Origin of the sequence: Janthinobacterium sp. HH106 (assembly GCF_001758725.1) — a bacterium.
Classification (GTDB): domain Bacteria; phylum Pseudomonadota; class Gammaproteobacteria; order Burkholderiales; family Burkholderiaceae_D; genus Janthinobacterium.
The window spans coordinates 1-18,291 of the sequence record NZ_LRIC01000015.1 but is presented as its reverse complement, the minus strand read 5'-3'; the positions used below and the strand labels follow the sequence as shown (position 1 = coordinate 18,291).

The window sequence follows — 18,291 nt, the reverse complement described above, 5'->3', positions numbered from 1 at the left end:
GCGGTTTCCATATTGAATATCACGAAATATAATTCCGCCAGATGGGCACATCGGAGAACTTAGCAGTGGTAGCCCAAAACGGCTGTAAAAAACCGATAAGACCGCCTTTTTTTATGTCCGAAAGCGTGCAAAGATGACATAAGCAAGTACGTTTTCAGGGCGCAAAAGCGCCAAAAATTTAACCGGTTTTAGGCGTTAAAAATCTGTGTAAAATAAAGAATTCGTATGTATAATTCGGCGACGTCCCGGATACGGCTGGAGCTTTGTGTCGTCATTTTGGGGTTCAGTTGCAAGACAAGAGATGGTATTTGGAGAAAGCAGGCATGAATTTTTCGAACGAGAAAAGTCCCAAGAACTACACAGGCATCACTATCGTTGTCCTGCTGCACGTTCTCGCGGCTTACGGGATCGTGACGGGCTTGGGCAAGCGGTTGGTCACCAAAATGATGGAACCGGTTGAAACCAAGATTATCGAGGAAGTCAAACCGCCTCCACCGAAGGATCTTCCACCGCCACCACCGCCGCCAGAAATGAAAGCGCCACCGCCGCCATTCATTCCGCCAGTCGAGGTGAACGTGCAGCAGCCGCCACCACAGCAGAACGTGATTGCAAATACGACTGCCGTGAAGCCAGCCACGAATGTATTGGCACCGCCAGCACCGCCTGCACAGCCTGCGCCAACTCCTGGACCAGCCAAATCGGTGCGTACGCCGGCCGTGGTTGACTTCAGTGTCTGCGAAAAGCCGGCTTATCCAAAGTCGTCGCAGCGCAATGAGGAAACCGGTGTGGTGACACTGTCGTTCCTGATCGGTGTAGACGGCAAGGTCGCTGATTCGAAGATCGTGAAGTCCAGCGGCTTCAGAGACCTGGACAAAGCCGCAGTGCAAGGTATTAGCCGCTGTACATTTAAGCCGGCAACAGTTGACGGCAAGCCGGAACAAGGCTGGCAGCAAATGCAATACGTTTGGTCGCTGGATTAAAACCCGAGGCAGTTATCCCCTGTCTCACACTATGATTTCGTTGTCATTACGTTCAGCGATCTGTTATTTTTAATTTTGGAGGAAGCATGTTTAAGAATACCCGTTTGTCCGCATTTTTTGCCGCGGTTCTGTTGTCCGTTACCGCTACTACCGCTCTGGTAGCAGCTCCGGCATTCGCTGACGCGCCAGCATCGGCTGCCGCTTCGGCTCCAGCGGCAGACGCTGCAGCAGCACCAGCACCAGCTGCTGACGCAGCCGCTCCAGCAGCAGACGCAGCAGCTCCAGCCGCTGACGCAGCAGCTCCAGCCAAAACCGAAGAAGTCCACAACCCGTTCGGCCTGCAAGCAGTGTGGGACGGCGGCTTCGTGCCACGCGCCACCCTGATCATCCTGGCCATCATGTCGATCGGCAGCTGGTACATCATCATCACCAAGCTGATGGATCAAATGAAGATCTTCAAGCAAGCGAAAGAAACCGCTGCCAAATTCTGGAAAGCCCCTTCGATCGCTGCTGGTTCGGCAACCCTGACCGAAGGCTCGCCATTCCGCTTCATCGCTGAATCGGGCACCAAGGCAACGGCTCACCATGACGGCGCCCTGCTGGAACAAATCGACCTGTCGACCTGGGTGACGATGTCGATCCAGCGCGCTTCGGACAAAGTCCAGTCGCGTCTGCAAGATGGCCTGTCGTTCCTGGCAACCGTTGGTTCGACCGCACCGTTTATCGGTCTGTTCGGTACCGTTTGGGGTATTTATGGCGCGCTGACCAACATCGGCATGACCGGTAACGCGTCGATCGATAAAGTTGCAGGTCCAGTTGGTGAAGCACTGATCATGACCGCTTTCGGTCTGCTGGTCGCCGTTCCTGCCGTTCTGGGTTACAACTGGCTGGTGCGTCGTAACAAAACCGCAATGGAAGACGTACGCTCGTTCAGCGCCGACGTTCACTCGGTACTGATCTCCGGCGCAATGTCGACCAGCGAAGCTGGCCGTGCTGCCGGCGCTAAAAAGATCGGATAAGAATCATGTCGATGTCCGTCGGCTCCGACAGCGGAGATGAAGATCAAGTAATGTCAGAAATCAACACGACGCCGCTCGTCGACATCATGTTGGTTTTGCTGATCATTTTCTTGATCACCAGTCCGGTTGTCCTCAAATTGCAGAAAATCGATCTGCCGATCGAGGCCAACCAAGCCCTTCAAAGCAAGCCAGAAAACGTCAACATCGTTGTCAACAAGGATGGCGAGATTTATCTGGGCCAGAAGAAACTGAAAGATACGAGCGAACTGTTCGATTATCTGAAAGTTGAAGCAGTGAAAGTACCGCAGCCGGAAGTACACGTTCGTGGCGACCAAGAAACACGCTACGAATCGATCGGCCGGGTTATTTACACGACCCAACGTGCCGGGATCCAGAAGGTCGGCTTCATCACCGAACCACCTGACAAGGGCTGATAGCGACTGGCAGCGGCGTCCCGGCAACACGGGGACGCCACTGCCGGAAGCTGACCGGGCGGCAGTTTCGCCCGGTGCTTCGTTGGACTTCTTAAAGGAAACACTATGAGTATGAATGTCGGTTCGGGAAGCGCTCCAGGCGCGGATCCGGAACCAATGATGGAACTGAACATGACGCCCCTCATCGACGTGATGCTGGTGCTGATTATCATGTTGATCATCACGATTCCTAAGCAAAACCACTCGGTGAACTTGAACATGCCGGTCGGCACCCCGCCGCCACCGACAACCGAACCAGTGGTCGTCACGATCGATGTCGATTTTGACGGTACGATCTTGTGGGACAATCAGGTCGTTCCTGACCGCGCTTCGCTGGAAGCCAAGCTGAGCAACGTTGCTGCGCAAGCAGACCAGCCGGAAGTGCATCTGCGTCCGAACAAGCTGGTGGAATACAAAGTCGTCGCCGGTGTGATGGCGTCGGCGCAGCGTCTGGGCGTGACCAAAATCGGTCTGGTCGGCAACGAGCAATTCCAGTAAGCTGCAGCAATCAGGTTCTCTTTACATCCGAATAGGCAGGACTTCCTGCCTATTCGCTTTTTACTGAAAGACTTTCTTATGTCCAAGTTTCGTCTCGCTCATCTCGGCCTCGTCATGGCCGCTATCGGTTTTACCGCAGCAACTCCCGTAATCGGCCTGGGCTCGCTGGCATACGCCGCGGACACCGTGCGTGCCGAAGTGGGCAAGCCACTGCAAGAAGCGCAAAAACTCGCTAGCAGCGGCAAAAACAAGGAAGCGCTGGCCAAGCTGCGCGAAGCTGACAGCGTCGGCGGCAAGACCGCCTTTGAAAGCTACCAGATCGAGCGCGTGCGCGCCTCGGCCGCTGCCGCCGCCGGCGACAACGGCACCGCCATCAAGGCTTTCGAAGCCGTCATCAATTCCGGCCGCCTGAGCGCCGCCGAAGCCCCCAAATTCACGCAAGCGCTGGCAGGCATGTACTACCGCGCCAAGGACTGGCCGAACACCATCACCTGGATCAAACGTTCGCTGAAAGACCGCGAAGATCCACAGATGCGCGAACTGCTGATCCAGACCTACTACGTCAGCGGCAACTACGCCGAAGCGGCGAAAGAGCTGCAAGCGCGCGGCGGCAACTCGGAATCGAGCCTGCAAATGCTGGCCAACATCCAGTTGAAGCAGAACGACAAGGCCGGCTACGTGGCCACCCTGGAAAAACTGGCCGGCAGCTATCCGAAGACCAGCTACTGGGCCGACCTGCTGAACCGCGTTTCCGGCAAGCCTGGCTTCTCGCAACGCCTGGGCCTGGACGTCCAGCGTCTGCGCCTGGCCAACGGCCTGTTCACCAAGCCGTCCGAATACATGGAAATCAGCCAGTTGGCCTTGCAAGCAGGCAATCCTGGCGAAGCGCTGAGCATCATCGAACAGGGCTACAAAAAAGGCGTGCTGGGCACCGGCGCCGATGCCGCCCGTCACCAGCGCCTGAAAGACCTGGCCCTGAAGACCCAGGCTGACCTGAAGGCCAACGCAGCCAAGTCGGAAGCGGAATACGTCAAGAACAAGGACGCCGACAGCTTGAGCAAGCTGGGCTTCGCCCTGGTCTACGATGGCCAGGCAGAAAAAGGCCTGGGCTTGATGAATGACGCCGTGAAACTGGGCACCGCCAAGTATCCGGAAGAAGCCAAGCTGCACCTGGGCATCGCCTACATCCACGCCGGCAAGAAAGCCAACGCATCGACGGCACTCAAAGCCGTCAAGGGCACGGATGGCGCGGCTGACCTGGCCCGCTACTGGGCATTGATGAATAAATAAGATAATATCCCCAGGATATTGTCGGGCAGCTAGTCGAGTGCCCTCCACCAAAAGCGTTGCCGGCACCCTTGCCGGCAACGCTTTTTATCATTTCAGCAGGGAAATTACCCCTGCGGCTGCCCTGCCGGGTGTGCATCCCTGAAACAGTCCGTATAATCCCCCTTTTGGCACAGTTTTTCATCAGATTCCTATGAAGGTATTCCGCGGACTTCCCAATGCCCAGGCACGAGCGCCTTGCGCTCTGACCATCGGCAATTTTGACGGTGTCCACATCGGCCATCAGGCCTTGCTGGCGCGCGTGCGCGAAGCTGCCACTGAACTCGGCATCGAAGCGGCCGTGATGACGTTCGAACCGCACCCGCGCGAATTCTTCGCGCAGCGCGCGGGCGACCTGTCGAAGGCGCCGCAGCGCATCGCCAACCTGCGCGACAAGCTGCAGTCGCTGGATGACGCCGGCATCGACCGCGTGGTCGTCGAGCACTTCAGCGCCCAGTTCGCCGCCTTGACGCCGCAGGAATTCACGGAAAAAGTCCTCGTTGACGGCTTGCACGTGAAATGGCTGATGGTCGGCGACGACTTCTGCTATGGCGCCCGGCGCGCCGGCGACGTCGCCATGCTGCAGGAAGCGGGCCGCGAATACGGTTTCCACGTAGAAACTTTGCCGACGGTGATGAACGGCAGCACGCGCATCTCCTCGTCGGCCGTGCGCCTGGCCCTGGCCGCCGGCGATTTCCCGCTGGCCACGCAGCTGCTGGGCCATCCGTACGCCATATCCGGCCACGTGATCCACGGCCAGAAGCTGGGCCGCACACTCGGTTTCCCCACCCTGAACCTGCGCGTGGCGCACCGCCCCGCCCTGTCCGGCATCTTCATCGTGCAGGTGCACGGCCTGGGACCAGTACCGCTGCCGGCCGTGGCCAGCCTGGGCGTGCGTCCCACCGTCGACGACAGCGGCCGCGTCTTGCTGGAAGTGCATCTGTTCGATTTCGCCCAGTCCTGCTACGGCAAGCTGGTCCGCGTGGAATTCCTGGAAAAGCTGCGCGACGAAGAAAAGTATGACGACTTGCCCACCCTGACGGCCGCCATTGAGCGCGACTCGAACCAGGCGCGCGCCTATTTTGAACAGCGCAGCGGCGCCATTACCGCCACCGACCGAATTTGACGCCGGCCAACTCCGCCGCCTGGCGGCACCTGCCGCCGCAAACCATTCAATATCATTAAAGAAGATTATGTCCGATCAAAACAAGCCAGCCACGCCCAAGCAGAACAAGAAGCCTGAAAGCAAATACCCGGTCAACATGACGGAAACCCCATTCCCGATGCGCGGCGACATGGCCAAGCGCGAGCCGCAATGGGTGCAGCAATGGCAAGACAAGAAAATTTATGAGCGCGTGCGCAAGGCTGCCGCCGGCCGTCCGAAATTCATCCTGCATGACGGCCCGCCGTACGCGAATGGCGACATCCACCTGGGCCACGCCGTCAACAAGATCCTGAAAGACATGGTCGTCAAATCGCGCTCGCTGGCCGGCTTCGACGCGCCATACGTACCGGGCTGGGATTGCCACGGCATGCCGATCGAGATCCAGATCGAAAAATTGCACGGCAAGAACCTGCCGACGGCTGAAGTGCTGGAAAAGGCACGCGCCTACGCCAACGTGCAGGTCGAGCGCCAGAAGAAGGATTTTATTCGCCTGGGCGTGCTGGGCGAGTGGGACAACCCCTACCTGACCATGGCGCACGGCAATGAAGCCGACGAATTGCGCGCGCTGGGCAAGCTGCTGGAAAAAGGCTATGTCTACCGCGGCCTGAAACCGGTCAACTGGTGTTTTGACTGCCAGTCGGCGCTGGCGGAAGCTGAAATCGAATACGAAAACAAACGCGACCCGGCCATCGATGTCGGCTTCAAGTTCGCCCAATTCGACAAGCTGGCCAAGGCTTTCAATCTGCCGACACTGCCGACCGAAAACGGCTTCGTCGTCATCTGGACGACGACCCCGTGGACCATCCCGTCGAACCAGGCACTGAACGTCCATCCTGAATTGACATACGCACTGGTCGAAACCTCGCGCGACGGCAAGCCCTTGCTGCTGATCCTGGCGCAAGACCTGGTCGAATCGAGCCTGGCGCGCTTCAAGCTCGAAGGCACGACGATCGCCACCTGCGACGGCGCCGCGCTGGAAGGCATCAGCTTCCGCCATCCGCTGCACGCGTCGCACGCTTTCTACGACCGCCTGTCGCCGATGTACCTGGCCGATTACGTGACCGCCGAAAGCGGCACGGGCGTGGTGCACTCGGCGCCCGCGTATGGCGTGGACGACTTTATCTCGTGCAAGGCGCACGGCATGAAGGACGACGACATCATCAAGCCCGTCATGGGCGACGGCAATTACGTTTCGACGCTGCCCCTGTTCGGCGGCATGAGCATCTGGGACGCTTCCAAGCCGATCTGCGCCGCCCTGAAAGAAGCGGGCGCCCTGTTCGAAGTCAAGATGTTCGACCACAGCTACATGCATTGCTGGCGTCACAAAAAGCCTGTGATCTACCGCGCCACCTCGCAGTGGTTCGCCGGCATGGACGTGACGCCGAAAGACGGCGGCGCGACCCTGCGCGAAACGGCCTTGAAAGGCATCGCCGACACCGAGTTCTTCCCGGACTGGGGCCAGGCGCGCCTGCACGGCATGATCGCCAACCGTCCCGACTGGACCCTGTCGCGCCAGCGCCAGTGGGGCGTGCCGATGGCCTTCATCGTGCACAAGGAAACGGGCGACCTGCATCCGCGCACGCCGGAACTGCTGGAGCAAGTGGCCAAGCTGATCGAAAAAGACGGCATCGAGGCATGGCAGGCGCTGGACCTGAAAGACCTGATCGGCGACGAAGCGGCCATCTACGCCAAGAACAAGGATACCCTGGACGTATGGTTCGATTCCGGCGCCACGCACCAGACGGTGCTGGGCGGCCCGCAAGGCCACGGTTCGCACTCGACGCAGCTGCAATTCCCGGCAGACCTGTACCTGGAAGGCTCGGACCAGCATCGCGGCTGGTTCCACTCGTCGCTGCTCGTGTCGTCGATGCTCAATGGCCGCCCGCCGTACAAGGCGCTGCTGACGCACGGCTTCACGGTCGACGGCGAAGGCAAGAAGATGTCCAAGTCGCTGGGCAACACGCTGGCGCCGCAAAAGATTTCGGACACCCTGGGCGCGGACATCCTGCGCCTGTGGATCGCTTCGACCGACTACACGGGCGAGCTGTCGATCTCCGATGAAATCCTCAAGCGCGTGACGGAATCGTACCGCCGCATCCGCAACACCCTGCGCTTCCTGCTGGCGAACACCTCGGACTTCAATCCGGCCACGGACGCCGTGCCGGTGGCGGAGATGTTCGAAATCGACCGCTATGCGCTGGCCAACATGGCATCGCTGCAGCAGCAGATCGAGAACAACTACGCGCGCTACGAGTTCCACCCCGTCGTGTCGAAACTGCAGACGTACTGCTCGGAAGACCTGGGCGGCTTCTACCTGGACATCCTGAAGGACCGTCTGTACACCTCGGGCCTGACGTCGCACGCGCGCCGTTCGGCGCAGACGGCCCTGTGGCACATCACGCAAAGCCTGCTGCGCCTGATGGCCCCGGCCCTGTCGTTCACGGCCGAAGAAGCATGGGCAGTCTTCGCCGGCGCGGATGCTTATGCCGCCAGCGATGAAACCATCTTCACGCAAACCTGGTGGCAGCTGCCGGAAGTGTCGGACGCGGCCGCCCTGCTGGAGAAATACACGGCCCTGCGCGCCGTGCGCACGGACGTCACCAAACAGCTGGAAGACTTGCGCACCTCGGGCGCCATCGGTTCCTCGCTGCAGGCGGAACTGACGATCAAGGCCGCGCCGATGAAGTACAAGCTGTTGACCACCCTGGGCGACGACTTGAAATTCGTCTTCATCACCTCGCAGGCAACCGTGGCCGAAGTGGCAGACGAAGCGGCCGAGGAAGTGGTCGTGGCCGCGTCGACGGCGCCGAAGTGCGAGCGCTGCTGGCACTACCGCGCGGACGTGGGCACGGACGCCGCGCATGCTACCCTGTGCGGCCGCTGCGTCAGCAACCTGTTTGGAAAAGGCGAATCGCGCCGTTTCGCATAGACTGTCATCCCGGGGCGCTGCCTGCGTCCCACTTCCAACCGCCGCCTGCTGCCAGGCGGCGGCTTTATCTTCCCTGGAAAAATATGGCCACTAAAAACCGTTTTTCATCGAAATCGTCCTCCTCGGCGTCGCTCGTGCCCTGGCTGGGCATCGCCGCCATCGTCATCCTGTTCGACCAGATCACCAAGATCACGATCCTGAAGACCTTCCGCTACGCGCAAGAGATGGTCATCACCTCGTATTTCAACCTGGTGCTCGCGTATAACAAGGGCGCCGCGTTCAGCTTCCTGTCCGACCAGGGCGGCTGGCAGCGCTATTTCTTCACCGGCATCGCCCTGGCGGCCGCCATCTACATCATCTATCTGCTGAAAAAGCACGCCGGCCAGCGCATGTTCTGCTGGGCCCTGGCGCTGATCCTCGGCGGCGCGCTGGGCAACGCCATCGACCGCCTGGTGTACGGTCACGTGGTCGATTTCCTCGACTTCCACTGGAAAAGCTGGGGCCATTTCCCCGCTTTCAATATCGCCGACAGCGCCATCTGCATCGGCGCGGCCCTGTTCATCATCGATGAACTGCGCCGGGTAAACAAATAAACACGCGGGAGAACGGCATGGAATTGTCCGGCAAAAAAATCGTCCTGGGACTTTCGGGCGGCGTCGCCTGCTACAAGGCGGCGGAACTGTGCCGCGCGCTGACGAAGGCCGGCGCCTCGGTGCAGGTGGTCATGACGGATGCCGCCAGCCACTTCATCACGGCCGTGACCATGCAGGCGCTGTCCGGCCACCCCGTGCACACGAGCCAGTGGGATGCGCGCATAGACAACAACATGGCGCATATCGATTTGACGCGCCACGCGGACGCCATCCTGATCGCGCCGTGCTCGGCCGATTTTCTGCGTAAACTCGCCCATGGCGTGTGCGACGACCTGCTGTCGACCCTGTGCCTGGCCCGTCCCTCCCACCTGCCCTTGCTCGTGGCGCCGGCCATGAACGTGGAAATGTGGCAGAACCCCGCCACGCAGCGCAATGTGCAGCAGCTGCGCGACGACGGCATCACCCTGTTCGGCCCGGCCGCCGGCGAACAGGCCTGCGGCGAAACTGGCCTGGGCCGCATGCTGGAGCCGGAACAGCTCTTGACGGAGCTGATCGCCGCCTTCCAGCCGAAAGTCCTGGCGGGCAAACGCGTGCTGGTCACGGCCGGCCCCACTTTCGAGGCCATCGACCCCGTGCGCGGCATCACCAATCTGTCCTCGGGCAAGATGGGCTATGCGGTGGCGCGCGCGGCGCGCGAAGCGGGCGCCGAGGTGCTGCTCATTTCCGGCCCGACGGCCCTGGACGCGCCGTTCGGCGTGCGCCGCATCGACGTGCAAAGCGCGCAGCAGATGCATGATGCGGTACTGGCCCACGTCGACGGCCAGCATGTCTTCGTCGCCGTGGCCGCCGTGGCAGACTGGCGCGTGGCCAACGCCAGCGACCAGAAGATGAAAAAGCAGGCCGACGGCTCCGTGCCCGAACTGCAGTTCGTGCAAAATCCCGACATCCTCGCCACCGTGGCGGCGCGCACCAACCTGGCCGGCTATCCGTACTGCGTGGGCTTTGCCGCCGAATCGGAAAACCTCGTGGAATTCGGCTCGGTCAAGCGCGAGAAAAAAGGCATTCCCCTGCTGGTCGGCAATATCGGCCAGAACACGTTTGGCCAGGACGACAACACCATCATCCTGTTCGACGAGGAAGGCCATACCGTGCTGCCGCGCGCCCCGAAACTGAACCTGGCGCGCCAGCTGATTTCGGAAATCTCGAAGCGGATCGCCAGGAATTCGCTGCTCAAATAATCTTTTTTATACGCTTTAGCTCATTTAGATTCATGAAAAATATCGACATCAAGATCCTCGACGCCCGCATGCAAGAACTGCTGCCGGCCTACGCCACCCCGGGCAGCGCGGGACTCGACCTGCGCGCCTGCATAGCCGAATCCATCACCATCGAAGCGGGTCAGACGGTGCTCATTCCGACCGGCCTGGCCATCCACATCGGCGACCCGTCGTATGCGGCCATGATTTTGCCACGCAGCGGCATGGGCCACAAAAACGGCATCGTATTGGGGAATCTGGTAGGCTTGATCGACTCCGATTACCAGGGCCAGCTGATGGTATCGACCTGGAACCGGGGCCAGAGCGCTTTCACGCTCAATCCCATGGAACGCCTGGCGCAACTGATTATCGTGCCGGTGCTGCAAGTGGGCTTTAACGTCGTCGAGGAATTCGGCGACAGCGAACGCGGTGTTGGCGGCTTTGGCAGCACCGGCAAACATTAAGGATTGACACTTATGCCAGGTTTCCGCCATCTGACCCCAGCCCCAACCTCGCTGCGCCGATTGGCCACTCCCCTCCTGTTGGCCGGCGCGGCCATTCTGGCCGGCTGCACCACGCCGGCGACGAATGTCAGCGGCCCGTTCAACGTCGTGCCGGCGCCCGATGCGTCCGCGCCGACGGCGCAGCAACGGGCGGCGCAGGAAGAACTGGTGAAGATGGTGGCGCTGCAGGACCGTCTGTCGAAAGTGTCGGCGCCCCTGCTGATCAATAATGCGGACCTGTGCAAGACGTATGCGCGCAACCTGCTGGGCTTCACGGCGCAGAACAAGTATTCCTACCCCGGCATCTATGCCGACGCGGCGCAGGCGGCACTCGGCTACGGCGAGCAGATGCAGGTGTCCAGCGTCTTGCCGGGCAGTGGCGCCGCGCGCGCCGGCTTGCGCAAGGGCGACGGCTTGCTGGCCGCCGAAGGCAAGCCGCTGCCGGCCGGCCCGAAAGCGGAAGGCCCGTTCGGCGCCATCGTCGGCCCGCTGGCCTCGAAAAGCGCGAGCCTGAACATGACCATCGCCCGCGACGGCCAGCAGCAAGACCTCAAAATTCCCGTCACGCGCGCCTGCGCCTTCCGCGTCGCCCTGGGCAATGCGGACAATATCAACGCGTATTCGGACGGTTCGCGCATCATGCTCACGCGCGGCATGGTCAATGCGGCGCAAAACGATGAAGGCATCGCCTTCGTCATCGCCCGCGAAATGGCGCACAACATCCTCGACCACGCGCGCAGCCAGCGCACGGCAGGCACGGCCGGCAGCATCATCGACAGCCTGGGGGCCGTGCAGCCCGACGTATCGATGCTGACGGGCGCCGCCGGCATCAAGGCCATGCCGCAGGAACTCGACGTGCAAGCCGACACCCTGGCCATCTATCTGCTGGCGCGCGCCGGCTACAATGTCGACAACGCGGCCCGCTTCTGGCAGCGCCTGGCCACGCAAGTGCCGGCCACGGTCGCCAACGGCTACACGGCCCTGCACCCGGGCACCAACTCGCGCATGGCGGCGATCAACCGCGCCGTCACTGACGTGCGCGCCAAGCAGGCGGCGAAGAAACCGCTCAAGCCTTAAACGCCAAAGGCGCCTGATGCAGCAGGTTTGGTCAGGCGCCGGGGAAGTTCGGGAAGTAGGTGCCCATGACCCAGGTCAGAGCGCCGCAAAATACCACCGCCAGGAACAGGGCGATGAGCAGTTTGCCAAACTTGGGGATGCCGTCATCTTGCGTCTTTTGGTCGTTCGACATGAAAACTCTCCGCAGGCTGTTGGAGAGCGTAGTATAGCCACAATATTGAAGAATATTCCATACTTTGCCGCCTGCCTGCGGCTTTCCTTCCGCGCCTCATGGACAGCATCGACCTTGAAGTTCTGAAAACCAGCGCCGCCTGGCTCGCCGCCGGGCACCGCTGCGAACTCGTCACCGTCATCAAGACCTGGGGCTCCAGCCCCCGTCCCGTGGGCGCCACCCTGGCCATCTGCGACGACGGCACGGTGGTCGGCTCCGTCTCCGGCGGCTGCATCGAGGATGACTTGATCGACACCGTGCGCGTGCACGGCATCGTGCGCACCTTGCCGGAAATCGTCAGCTACGGCATCAGCGCCGACGAGGCGCACCGCTTCGGCCTGCCCTGCGGCGGCACCATCGAACTGGCCATCGAGCCGCTGCACGCGGACAGCAAGGTGGCCGAACTGCTGGCACGCCTGGAAGCGCATGAACTCGTCGAGCGCCGCCTCGACCTGCACAGCGGCGCCGTCACCCTGCAGCGCGCCACGCCGGGCGCCGTGCTGGCCCTGGAAGGCGCGGTGCTCACCACGCAGCACGGCCCGCGCTGGCGATTGCTGATCATCGGCGCCAGCCAGCTGTCGCGCTTCGTGGCGCAGATCGCCACGGCCATGGATTACCACGTCATCGTCTGCGACCCGCGCGAGGAATACCGGGGCGGCTGGAACGTACCGGGCGTGCCCCTGCTGCACGCCATGCCGGACGACCTGGTGCTGGAATTAAAACTCGACAGCCGCAGCGCCGTCGTCGCCCTCACGCACGACCCCAAGCTCGACGACCTGGCCCTGATGGAAGCATTGAAATCTCCTGCGTTTTACGTGGGCGCCATCGGCTCGCGCGCCAACAATGCCAAGCGCCGCGAACGGCTGCTGCAGTTCGACGTCAGCGCCGAGCAGCTGGCGCGCCTGCATGGCCCCATCGGCCTGTACATCGGCAGCAAGACGCCGGCCGAAATCGCCATTTCCATCCTGGCCGAACTGACGGCCGTGAAAAATGGCGTGCCCGACGCGCTGCAGATCCAGCACGCGGCGGCCCTGAGCCCGCCCACCACCGACATCTGCGCCCGCTAAGGACCGCAGCAAGAAACGCGGTGCGCCGGCGGCGCGCCCCTGCTACCTTCACTGATTTTGGCCACCATGACCCTGCTGCACTGGACCCTCCCCCTGCCCGCCGGCTACCGCCGCGACGACGTCATCGCCTTCCACAGCCGCGATACGGAAGGCGTGGCCGAACAGGTCACCGCGACGGGCCTGCGCAAGGGCATCCTGCTTGCCGGCGTGCCCGTGGTGCTGGACGTGGCCTTCGCGGACGCCGCGGCCGTCTGCCGCGCCGAGATCGACGGCAGCGCCAGTGACGCTCTGCACACGGCGCTGCATGGCGCCCTGCTCAACATCCTCGGCCTGCGCATCGACCCGCAGCCGTTCGCGCAGCTGGCCGCCGCCGATCCGCTGCTGGCGCCTTTGATCCGGCTTAACCCGGGCTTGCGCATCGTGCAATCGGCCAGCCCGTTCGAGGCGCTGACCTGGGCCATCATCGGCCAGCAGATCAATCTGCCGTTCGCCATTTCCCTGCGCCGCACGTTTATTCTGCAGGCGGGGCGCCGGCATGGCAGCGGCTTGTGGTGCTACCCGGAGGCGCGCGACGTGGCGCGGCTGGACATCGAGGATTTGACCAGCCGCAAATTCTCGCGCGCCAAGGCGGAAACCGTGCTGCGCCTGGCGCATCTCGTCGATGACGGGGAACTGTCGCTGGAGCTGCCGCCCTCCGGCGACGTGGCGGCCATTTCGCAGGCGCTGCTGGCCGTGAAAGGCATCGGCCCGTGGACCGTCAATTACGCGCTGCTGCGCGGCTATGGCTATGCTGACTGTTCGCTGCATGGCGACGTGGCGATCCGCGCCGCCCTGCAAAAGCTGCTCGGCGAAGAAACGAAACCGGACATGGCGCGCACGGAAAAGTGGCTGCGCCAGTACGCGCCGCACCGCACCATGGCGGCCGCCCACCTGTGGGCCAGCCTGCACGCGAAAAATAATCCGTCAGCGGTGGAATAAACGGGCCGCGCCGCGCGTCTATCCCTTGCAAGCCCACCAAACATCAAGGAGATCATCATGCGCTTTACCACTTTCGCCGCCACTGCCCTTTTCACCGCCTTGTCCGCCCCGCTGGCCTTTGCCGCCGACGTCATGCCCGCCAACGGCATGCTGGTCAATGCCAGCGGCATGACCGTGTATGTGTTCGACAAGGATGTCGCCGACAGCGGCAAGAGCGCCTGCAGCGGCGGCTGCCTGGTGGCCTGGCCCGCCGTCATCGCCACCGACGCGGCGCCCGCCGCCCCGTATGGCAGCATCAAGCGCGAAGACAACGGCGCCATGCAGCTGACCTACAAGGGCAAGCCTCTGTACCTGTACAAGGAAGACAAGAAGCCGGGCGACGTGGCCGGCGACAATTTCAAGAACGTGTGGCACGTCGTCAAGCCCTAAGCAGCCCTGCCCGCCGCCACGATGACCACGCAAGAGGATAGCCGTCAGCTGCAAGCGTGCCTGCCCGGCCTGCGCCGCTATGCGCGCGCGCTGGCGGGCGCCCTGCACGCGGACGACCTGGTGCAGGACACCGTCGAGCGGGCCTGGCGCAAGCTGGACCAGCGCGTCGGCGAGATGCGGCCCTGGCTGTTCTCCATCATGCATAACCTGCACGTGGACCAGCTGCGCCGCCCCGGCCTGGCGCTGCAGGAGCTCGACGACGACAGCGTGCTGCCCGCGCCGGAGCGCGCGCCCGGGCAAGCCATCGCCATCGGCGAGATGGATGCGGCGCTGGCCCGTTTGCCGCTGGGGCAGCGCGAAGTCATCCTGCTCGTCGCGCTCGAACAGATGCCGTACGAGCAGGTGGCGGCCACCCTCGACATTCCTGTCGGCACCGTGATGTCGCGTTTGTCGCGCGGGCGCGACAAGCTGCGCACCCTGCTCGACGGCCGCCCTGCCGGCAGCCAGGGCAGCGGCCCACCCACCCTGAAAGTCGTGAAATGACAACGCAAGCCATCAGCGAAGCGCAATTGCACGCCCTGGCCGACGGCGTCCTGCCTGAAGACCAGCGCGCGGCCGTCGACGCCCACCTGCGCGCGCATCCCGGGGACGCCGCCAGGGTCGATGCGTGGCGCGCGCAGAACCGGCAATTGCGCGCCCTGTTCGATCCCGTGCTGGACGACGCTGTGCCGCCTGCCCTGCTGCAGGCGGCGGCCCCGCCGGCGGCGAACGGCGCCTGGCGCCGCCCCGCCATGCAGGCGGCAGCTGCCGTCGTGCTGGTGCTCGCTGGCGGCGCGGGCGGCTGGCTGCTGCGCGGCGATGGCGGTGACATGCGGAGCGCCAGCGCCAGCGCCAGCCCCATCTCCCTGGCGCGCAGCGCCGCCATCGCCCATGCCGTCTACACGCCGGAAGTGCGCCACCCCGTCGAGGTGGGGGCGGAACAGGAGGCCCACCTGGTGCAATGGCTGTCGAAACGCCTGGGCAGCAAATTGCAGCCGCCTGCGCTGTCGCCGCTCGGCTACCACCTGATCGGCGGGCGTTTGCTGCCCGGCGATGGCGACGGCCCCGTGGCACAATTCATGTATGAAGATGGCAAAGGCCAGCGCCTGACCCTGTACGTGGCAAAAGAACGGGCCGGCAAGCAGGAAACGGCCTTCCGCTACACGCAGGAAAAGGACTTGAGCGTGTTTTACTGGATCGACGGCCAGCTCGGCTATGCCCTCTCGGCGAGCCTGCCCAAACAGGAGCTGGGCAAGATCGCCGACGCCGTGTACGCGCAGCTGGAAAGTCACTAAACAGACTCTTCCATTTTCCGGAATTCTGCAATCCATTTCACGCCGCACCATTGCAGCAGCAACGCTGCGGTGGCGACCAGGGCGGCGCAGGCCGCCAGCAGCCACACGGGCCAGTCCAGCAGGAGCAGTACCCCGCCTGCGGCGGCGCCGATGGCGCTGCCCAGGTACAGCGCCGATTCGTTGAGGGCGATGGCCAGGTTGCCGTCGCCCTGCCGCGCGCGCACGGCCAGCAACTGCTGGTTCTGCGGCACTTGCAGAGCCCAGCCAGCCGCGCCCCACAGCACGATAGGCGCCAGCATCAGCCAGGCCGACCAGCCGGCCGCCAGCGGCAGCGCGCACAAGGCCAGCGCCAGCAGCAGCAAGATGAGCCTAGTCAGTCTCGGTGCAGCCACCTTGTCCGCCCATCGCCCGACCAGCACGCTGCCCGCGATTCCCCCCGCACCCCACGCCCACAGGAAGGGCGTGGGGGAAATTTCCGCGCCGTGCGCGGACCACGCCAGCAGCGGCGCGATAAACGTGTACATGCCCAGGCTGGCGATGGCCGCCAGCAGCGACACGAGCAGGATGGCCAGCACCTGCCCATCGGCCAGCAAGGCCAGCTTGCGGCGCAGCGAGGTCGCCGGTACTTCCGGCAGCGCGGGCAGTTTCCACAGCAAGCCCGCCAGCGCCAGCGCACCGAGCATGGCAACCAGCCACAGGGCCGCCGTCCAGCCCAGCTGCTGCGCCAACAGCAAGCTCAATGGCACGCCCAGCACCGTGCCGCCCGCCATGCCGCCCATGATCGCGCCGATGGCCTTGCCACGCTGCCGCGGCGCCGACACGCCCGCCGCCGCCGCGATGCCCAGCGCCAGGTAGACGCCGGCGCCGATGCCGGCCATGGCCCGCCAGGCCAGCAGACTGGAAAATCCTGCTGCCAGCGCGCTGGCCCCGTTCGCCAGCACGAACACGCCCAAGGCGAGTAACAGGCCGGAGCGTTGCGCGCGCGCCGGCAGCAAGGCCACGGCCAGGGGCGAACCGAGGCCATAGGCCAGCGTAAACGCCGTCACCAGCTGCGCGGCCATCGCCAGGGACACGGAAAAGGCGCCGGCGATCATCGGCATCAGGCCTGCCGTCACATACGACGCCATGCCCAGCGCGAACGCGCCCACGGCGATCAGGTAGACGGTGACAGGCAGCGCGGAGTCGGCAGGCGCTGCGGCACGGGAGGAAGAATAGTCAGACATGGGCACGCTTTCGGGAAGAAAGCAGGCATTTTGAAATACAATATAAACAATTACAATTTAACTGTTTATGCTATTACTGGCAGCAACAGGCTCACCGGAAAAGCCCCACCATGCGCACTTTGGCCCGCACCCGCCACGAACTGGCCGCCTACCTGCAGGCGCGCCGCGCGCGGCTGTCGCCCGAGGACGTGGGTTTGCCCGGCGGCGGGCGGCGCAGGACGCCGGGCTTGCGCCGCGAAGAAGTGGCGGCGCTGGCCGGCGTGGGGCTGACCTGGTACACCTGGCTGGAACAGGGGCGCGACATCGGCGTCTCGAGCGCCTTTCTCGACAAGCTGGCCGAAGTGCTGAAACTGGACGGCGGCGAACGGCGCCACCTGTTCCTGCTGGCGCATGCGCGTCCGCCCGCCGAAGAGGGCAAGACGTTTTGCGTGGTGCCGCCGCCCGTGCGCCGCCTGATGCACGAACTGGCGCATCCGGCCTATGTGCTCAACCTGCGCTGGGACGTGCTGGCGTTCAATGCGGACGCGGACGCCCTGTTCGGCTTCGGCGCGCATGTGCCGGCGCGCCGCAATCTGCTGTGGCTGTTGTTTACCGACCCGCTGCTGCGCTCGCGCTTCGCCGGCTGGGAAGAGCAGGCGCCGCTGATGCTGTCGAGCTTTCGCCGCGACTATGCGCGCGCCACGCAGGAAGCGGATATCCACGCGCTGGTGCAGGAATTGGAAAAAGTTTCGCCGGAATTCAAGCTATGGTGGCGCCGCCATGACGTGCATGCGCCGTGCGCCGGCGTGCGCCAGCTGGACGTCGGCGGCGAGCAGGTCGCCTACGAGCACACTTCGCTGACCATCGATGCGGACCGCCACTTGCGGCTGATCGTGTATGCGCGCCAGCTGGCAGAAGACCTCGCGCCGTAAACGAAAAAACCGCTGGCCCTCTTGCGAGGAACCAGCGGCTTCGAATTGGTTGCGGGGACAGGATTTGAACCTGTGACCTTCGGGTTATGAGCCCGACGAGCTGCCAGACTGCTCCACCCCGCACTCGAATTATATACCAGATTGTTGCGCGGCGTAAAGGCGTGAATTGACAATGTCATGCCTGCCCCGTCCACCGGAGCGTGTCCGTGACCAGCAATGGAAAAAGCCGCTGATCTTTTGCAAGAATCAGCGGCTTTCCGGTATTGGTTGCGGGGACAGGATTTGAACCTGTGACCTTCGGGTTATGAGCCCGACGAGC

At 63.2% G+C, this 18,291-nt stretch carries 19 protein-coding genes and 1 tRNA gene; 17 read left to right on the top strand and 3 right to left on the bottom strand.

What is annotated here, in order from left to right:
• Positions 1-323 precede the first annotated feature (323 nt).
• From JAB8_RS07695 to JAB8_RS07645, 11 genes are all read left to right on the top strand, one after another.
• Complete coding sequence (locus JAB8_RS07695; protein WP_034754161.1) at positions 324-980, top strand: energy transducer TonB; 657 nt, start codon at positions 324-326, stop codon at positions 978-980.
• Between the two features lie 86 nt (positions 981-1,066).
• Positions 1,067-1,999 carry a MotA/TolQ/ExbB proton channel family protein gene (locus JAB8_RS07690; RefSeq protein WP_166448878.1) on the top strand — a complete coding sequence of 311 codons (933 nt, stop codon included), beginning with the start codon at positions 1,067-1,069 and terminating at the stop codon, positions 1,997-1,999.
• A 5-nt stretch (positions 2,000-2,004) separates the two neighbouring features.
• Positions 2,005-2,433 (top strand): biopolymer transporter ExbD, encoded by a 429-nt coding sequence (locus JAB8_RS07685; protein ID WP_034754165.1) that lies wholly within the window; start codon positions 2,005-2,007, stop codon positions 2,431-2,433.
• Positions 2,434-2,538: 105 nt separating this feature from the next.
• Positions 2,539-2,970: a biopolymer transporter ExbD gene (locus tag JAB8_RS07680; RefSeq protein ID WP_176741207.1), complete on the top strand. Its 432-nt coding sequence runs from the start codon at positions 2,539-2,541 to the stop codon at positions 2,968-2,970.
• Positions 2,971-3,048: 78 nt separating this feature from the next.
• On the top strand, positions 3,049-4,260 hold the full coding sequence (locus tag JAB8_RS07675) for a hypothetical protein (protein ID WP_070289101.1): 1,212 nt from the start codon (positions 3,049-3,051) through the stop codon (positions 4,258-4,260).
• Positions 4,261-4,450: 190 nt separating this feature from the next.
• The gene (locus JAB8_RS07670; protein ID WP_070289100.1) at positions 4,451-5,422 is read left to right on the top strand and encodes a bifunctional riboflavin kinase/FAD synthetase; all 972 of its coding nucleotides are present in this window, start codon (positions 4,451-4,453) and stop codon (positions 5,420-5,422) included.
• A gap of 67 nt (positions 5,423-5,489) precedes the next feature.
• On the top strand, positions 5,490-8,390 hold the full coding sequence (gene ileS, locus JAB8_RS07665) for an isoleucine--tRNA ligase (protein ID WP_070289099.1): 2,901 nt from the start codon (positions 5,490-5,492) through the stop codon (positions 8,388-8,390).
• An 83-nt stretch (positions 8,391-8,473) separates the two neighbouring features.
• Entirely contained in the window at positions 8,474-8,983 is a 510-nt protein-coding gene (gene lspA, locus JAB8_RS07660; protein ID WP_070224538.1) for a signal peptidase II, read from the top strand.
• A gap of 17 nt (positions 8,984-9,000) precedes the next feature.
• Entirely contained in the window at positions 9,001-10,221 is a 1,221-nt protein-coding gene (gene coaBC, locus JAB8_RS07655; protein WP_070224537.1) for a bifunctional phosphopantothenoylcysteine decarboxylase/phosphopantothenate--cysteine ligase CoaBC, read from the top strand.
• A 32-nt stretch (positions 10,222-10,253) separates the two neighbouring features.
• The gene (gene dut, locus JAB8_RS07650) at positions 10,254-10,703 is read left to right on the top strand and encodes a dUTP diphosphatase (RefSeq protein WP_070289098.1); all 450 of its coding nucleotides are present in this window, start codon (positions 10,254-10,256) and stop codon (positions 10,701-10,703) included.
• Positions 10,704-10,763: 60 nt separating this feature from the next.
• Positions 10,764-11,819 carry a M48 family metalloprotease gene (locus JAB8_RS07645; protein ID WP_343216100.1) on the top strand — a complete coding sequence of 352 codons (1,056 nt, stop codon included), beginning with the start codon at positions 10,764-10,766 and terminating at the stop codon, positions 11,817-11,819.
• 31 nt (positions 11,820-11,850) lie between these two features.
• On the opposite strand, the gene JAB8_RS29450 is transcribed toward JAB8_RS07645, so the two are convergent.
• On the bottom strand, positions 11,851-11,991 hold the full coding sequence (locus JAB8_RS29450) for a hypothetical protein (RefSeq protein ID WP_162995759.1): 141 nt from the start codon (positions 11,989-11,991) through the stop codon (positions 11,851-11,853).
• A 98-nt stretch (positions 11,992-12,089) separates the two neighbouring features.
• On the opposite strand from JAB8_RS29450, the gene JAB8_RS07640 reads away from it, so the two are divergent.
• The 5 genes from JAB8_RS07640 (at position 12,090) to JAB8_RS07620 (ending at position 15,838) form a co-directional block, all read left to right on the top strand.
• Entirely contained in the window at positions 12,090-13,097 is a 1,008-nt protein-coding gene (locus JAB8_RS07640) for an XdhC family protein (protein ID WP_070224534.1), read from the top strand.
• Between the two features lie 66 nt (positions 13,098-13,163).
• Complete coding sequence (locus tag JAB8_RS07635) at positions 13,164-14,075, top strand: DNA-3-methyladenine glycosylase 2 (protein WP_070289096.1); 912 nt, start codon at positions 13,164-13,166, stop codon at positions 14,073-14,075.
• Positions 14,076-14,132: 57 nt separating this feature from the next.
• Complete coding sequence (locus JAB8_RS07630; protein ID WP_070289095.1) at positions 14,133-14,504, top strand: hypothetical protein; 372 nt, start codon at positions 14,133-14,135, stop codon at positions 14,502-14,504.
• Between the two features lie 21 nt (positions 14,505-14,525).
• On the top strand, positions 14,526-15,047 hold the full coding sequence (locus JAB8_RS07625) for an RNA polymerase sigma factor (protein WP_070289094.1): 522 nt from the start codon (positions 14,526-14,528) through the stop codon (positions 15,045-15,047).
• Positions 15,044-15,838: an anti-sigma factor gene (locus JAB8_RS07620; RefSeq protein WP_070289093.1), complete on the top strand. Its 795-nt coding sequence runs from the start codon at positions 15,044-15,046 to the stop codon at positions 15,836-15,838. The genes JAB8_RS07625 and JAB8_RS07620 overlap by 4 nt, the downstream gene beginning before the upstream one ends.
• On the opposite strand, the gene JAB8_RS07615 is transcribed toward JAB8_RS07620, so the two are convergent.
• A complete protein-coding gene (locus JAB8_RS07615; RefSeq protein ID WP_070289092.1) occupies positions 15,835-17,061 on the bottom strand; it encodes an MFS transporter in 1,227 nt (408 codons plus the stop codon). The two genes, JAB8_RS07620 and JAB8_RS07615, sit on opposite strands and share 4 nt — an antisense overlap.
• 110 nt (positions 17,062-17,171) lie before the next feature.
• Here JAB8_RS07615 and JAB8_RS07610 point away from each other — a divergent pair, with 110 nt between their 5' ends.
• The gene (locus JAB8_RS07610; RefSeq protein ID WP_070289091.1) at positions 17,172-17,972 is read left to right on the top strand and encodes a helix-turn-helix transcriptional regulator; all 801 of its coding nucleotides are present in this window, start codon (positions 17,172-17,174) and stop codon (positions 17,970-17,972) included.
• Positions 17,973-18,018: 46 nt separating this feature from the next.
• On the opposite strand, the gene JAB8_RS07605 is transcribed toward JAB8_RS07610, so the two are convergent.
• Positions 18,019-18,095: transfer RNA gene (locus tag JAB8_RS07605), tRNA-Met, on the bottom strand.
• Positions 18,096-18,291: the final 196 nt, after the last annotated feature.

Coding starts and splice junctions, on each gene's coding strand:
- JAB8_RS07695 (WP_034754161.1), top strand. CDS start 324: ATGAATTTTTCGAACGAGAAAAGTCCCAAGAACTACACAGGCATCACT.
- JAB8_RS07690 (WP_166448878.1), top strand. CDS start 1,067: ATGTTTAAGAATACCCGTTTGTCCGCATTTTTTGCCGCGGTTCTGTTG.
- JAB8_RS07685 (WP_034754165.1), top strand. CDS start 2,005: ATGTCGATGTCCGTCGGCTCCGACAGCGGAGATGAAGATCAAGTAATG.
- JAB8_RS07680 (WP_176741207.1), top strand. CDS start 2,539: ATGAGTATGAATGTCGGTTCGGGAAGCGCTCCAGGCGCGGATCCGGAA.
- JAB8_RS07675 (WP_070289101.1), top strand. CDS start 3,049: ATGTCCAAGTTTCGTCTCGCTCATCTCGGCCTCGTCATGGCCGCTATC.
- JAB8_RS07670 (WP_070289100.1), top strand. CDS start 4,451: ATGAAGGTATTCCGCGGACTTCCCAATGCCCAGGCACGAGCGCCTTGC.
- ileS (WP_070289099.1), top strand. CDS start 5,490: ATGTCCGATCAAAACAAGCCAGCCACGCCCAAGCAGAACAAGAAGCCT.
- lspA (WP_070224538.1), top strand. CDS start 8,474: ATGGCCACTAAAAACCGTTTTTCATCGAAATCGTCCTCCTCGGCGTCG.
- coaBC (WP_070224537.1), top strand. CDS start 9,001: ATGGAATTGTCCGGCAAAAAAATCGTCCTGGGACTTTCGGGCGGCGTC.
- dut (WP_070289098.1), top strand. CDS start 10,254: ATGAAAAATATCGACATCAAGATCCTCGACGCCCGCATGCAAGAACTG.
- JAB8_RS29450 (WP_162995759.1), bottom strand. CDS start 11,991: ATGTCGAACGACCAAAAGACGCAAGATGACGGCATCCCCAAGTTTGGC.
- JAB8_RS07640 (WP_070224534.1), top strand. CDS start 12,090: ATGGACAGCATCGACCTTGAAGTTCTGAAAACCAGCGCCGCCTGGCTC.
- JAB8_RS07635 (WP_070289096.1), top strand. CDS start 13,164: ATGACCCTGCTGCACTGGACCCTCCCCCTGCCCGCCGGCTACCGCCGC.
- JAB8_RS07630 (WP_070289095.1), top strand. CDS start 14,133: ATGCGCTTTACCACTTTCGCCGCCACTGCCCTTTTCACCGCCTTGTCC.
- JAB8_RS07625 (WP_070289094.1), top strand. CDS start 14,526: ATGACCACGCAAGAGGATAGCCGTCAGCTGCAAGCGTGCCTGCCCGGC.
- JAB8_RS07620 (WP_070289093.1), top strand. CDS start 15,044: ATGACAACGCAAGCCATCAGCGAAGCGCAATTGCACGCCCTGGCCGAC.
- JAB8_RS07615 (WP_070289092.1), bottom strand. CDS start 17,061: ATGTCTGACTATTCTTCCTCCCGTGCCGCAGCGCCTGCCGACTCCGCG.
- JAB8_RS07610 (WP_070289091.1), top strand. CDS start 17,172: ATGCGCACTTTGGCCCGCACCCGCCACGAACTGGCCGCCTACCTGCAG.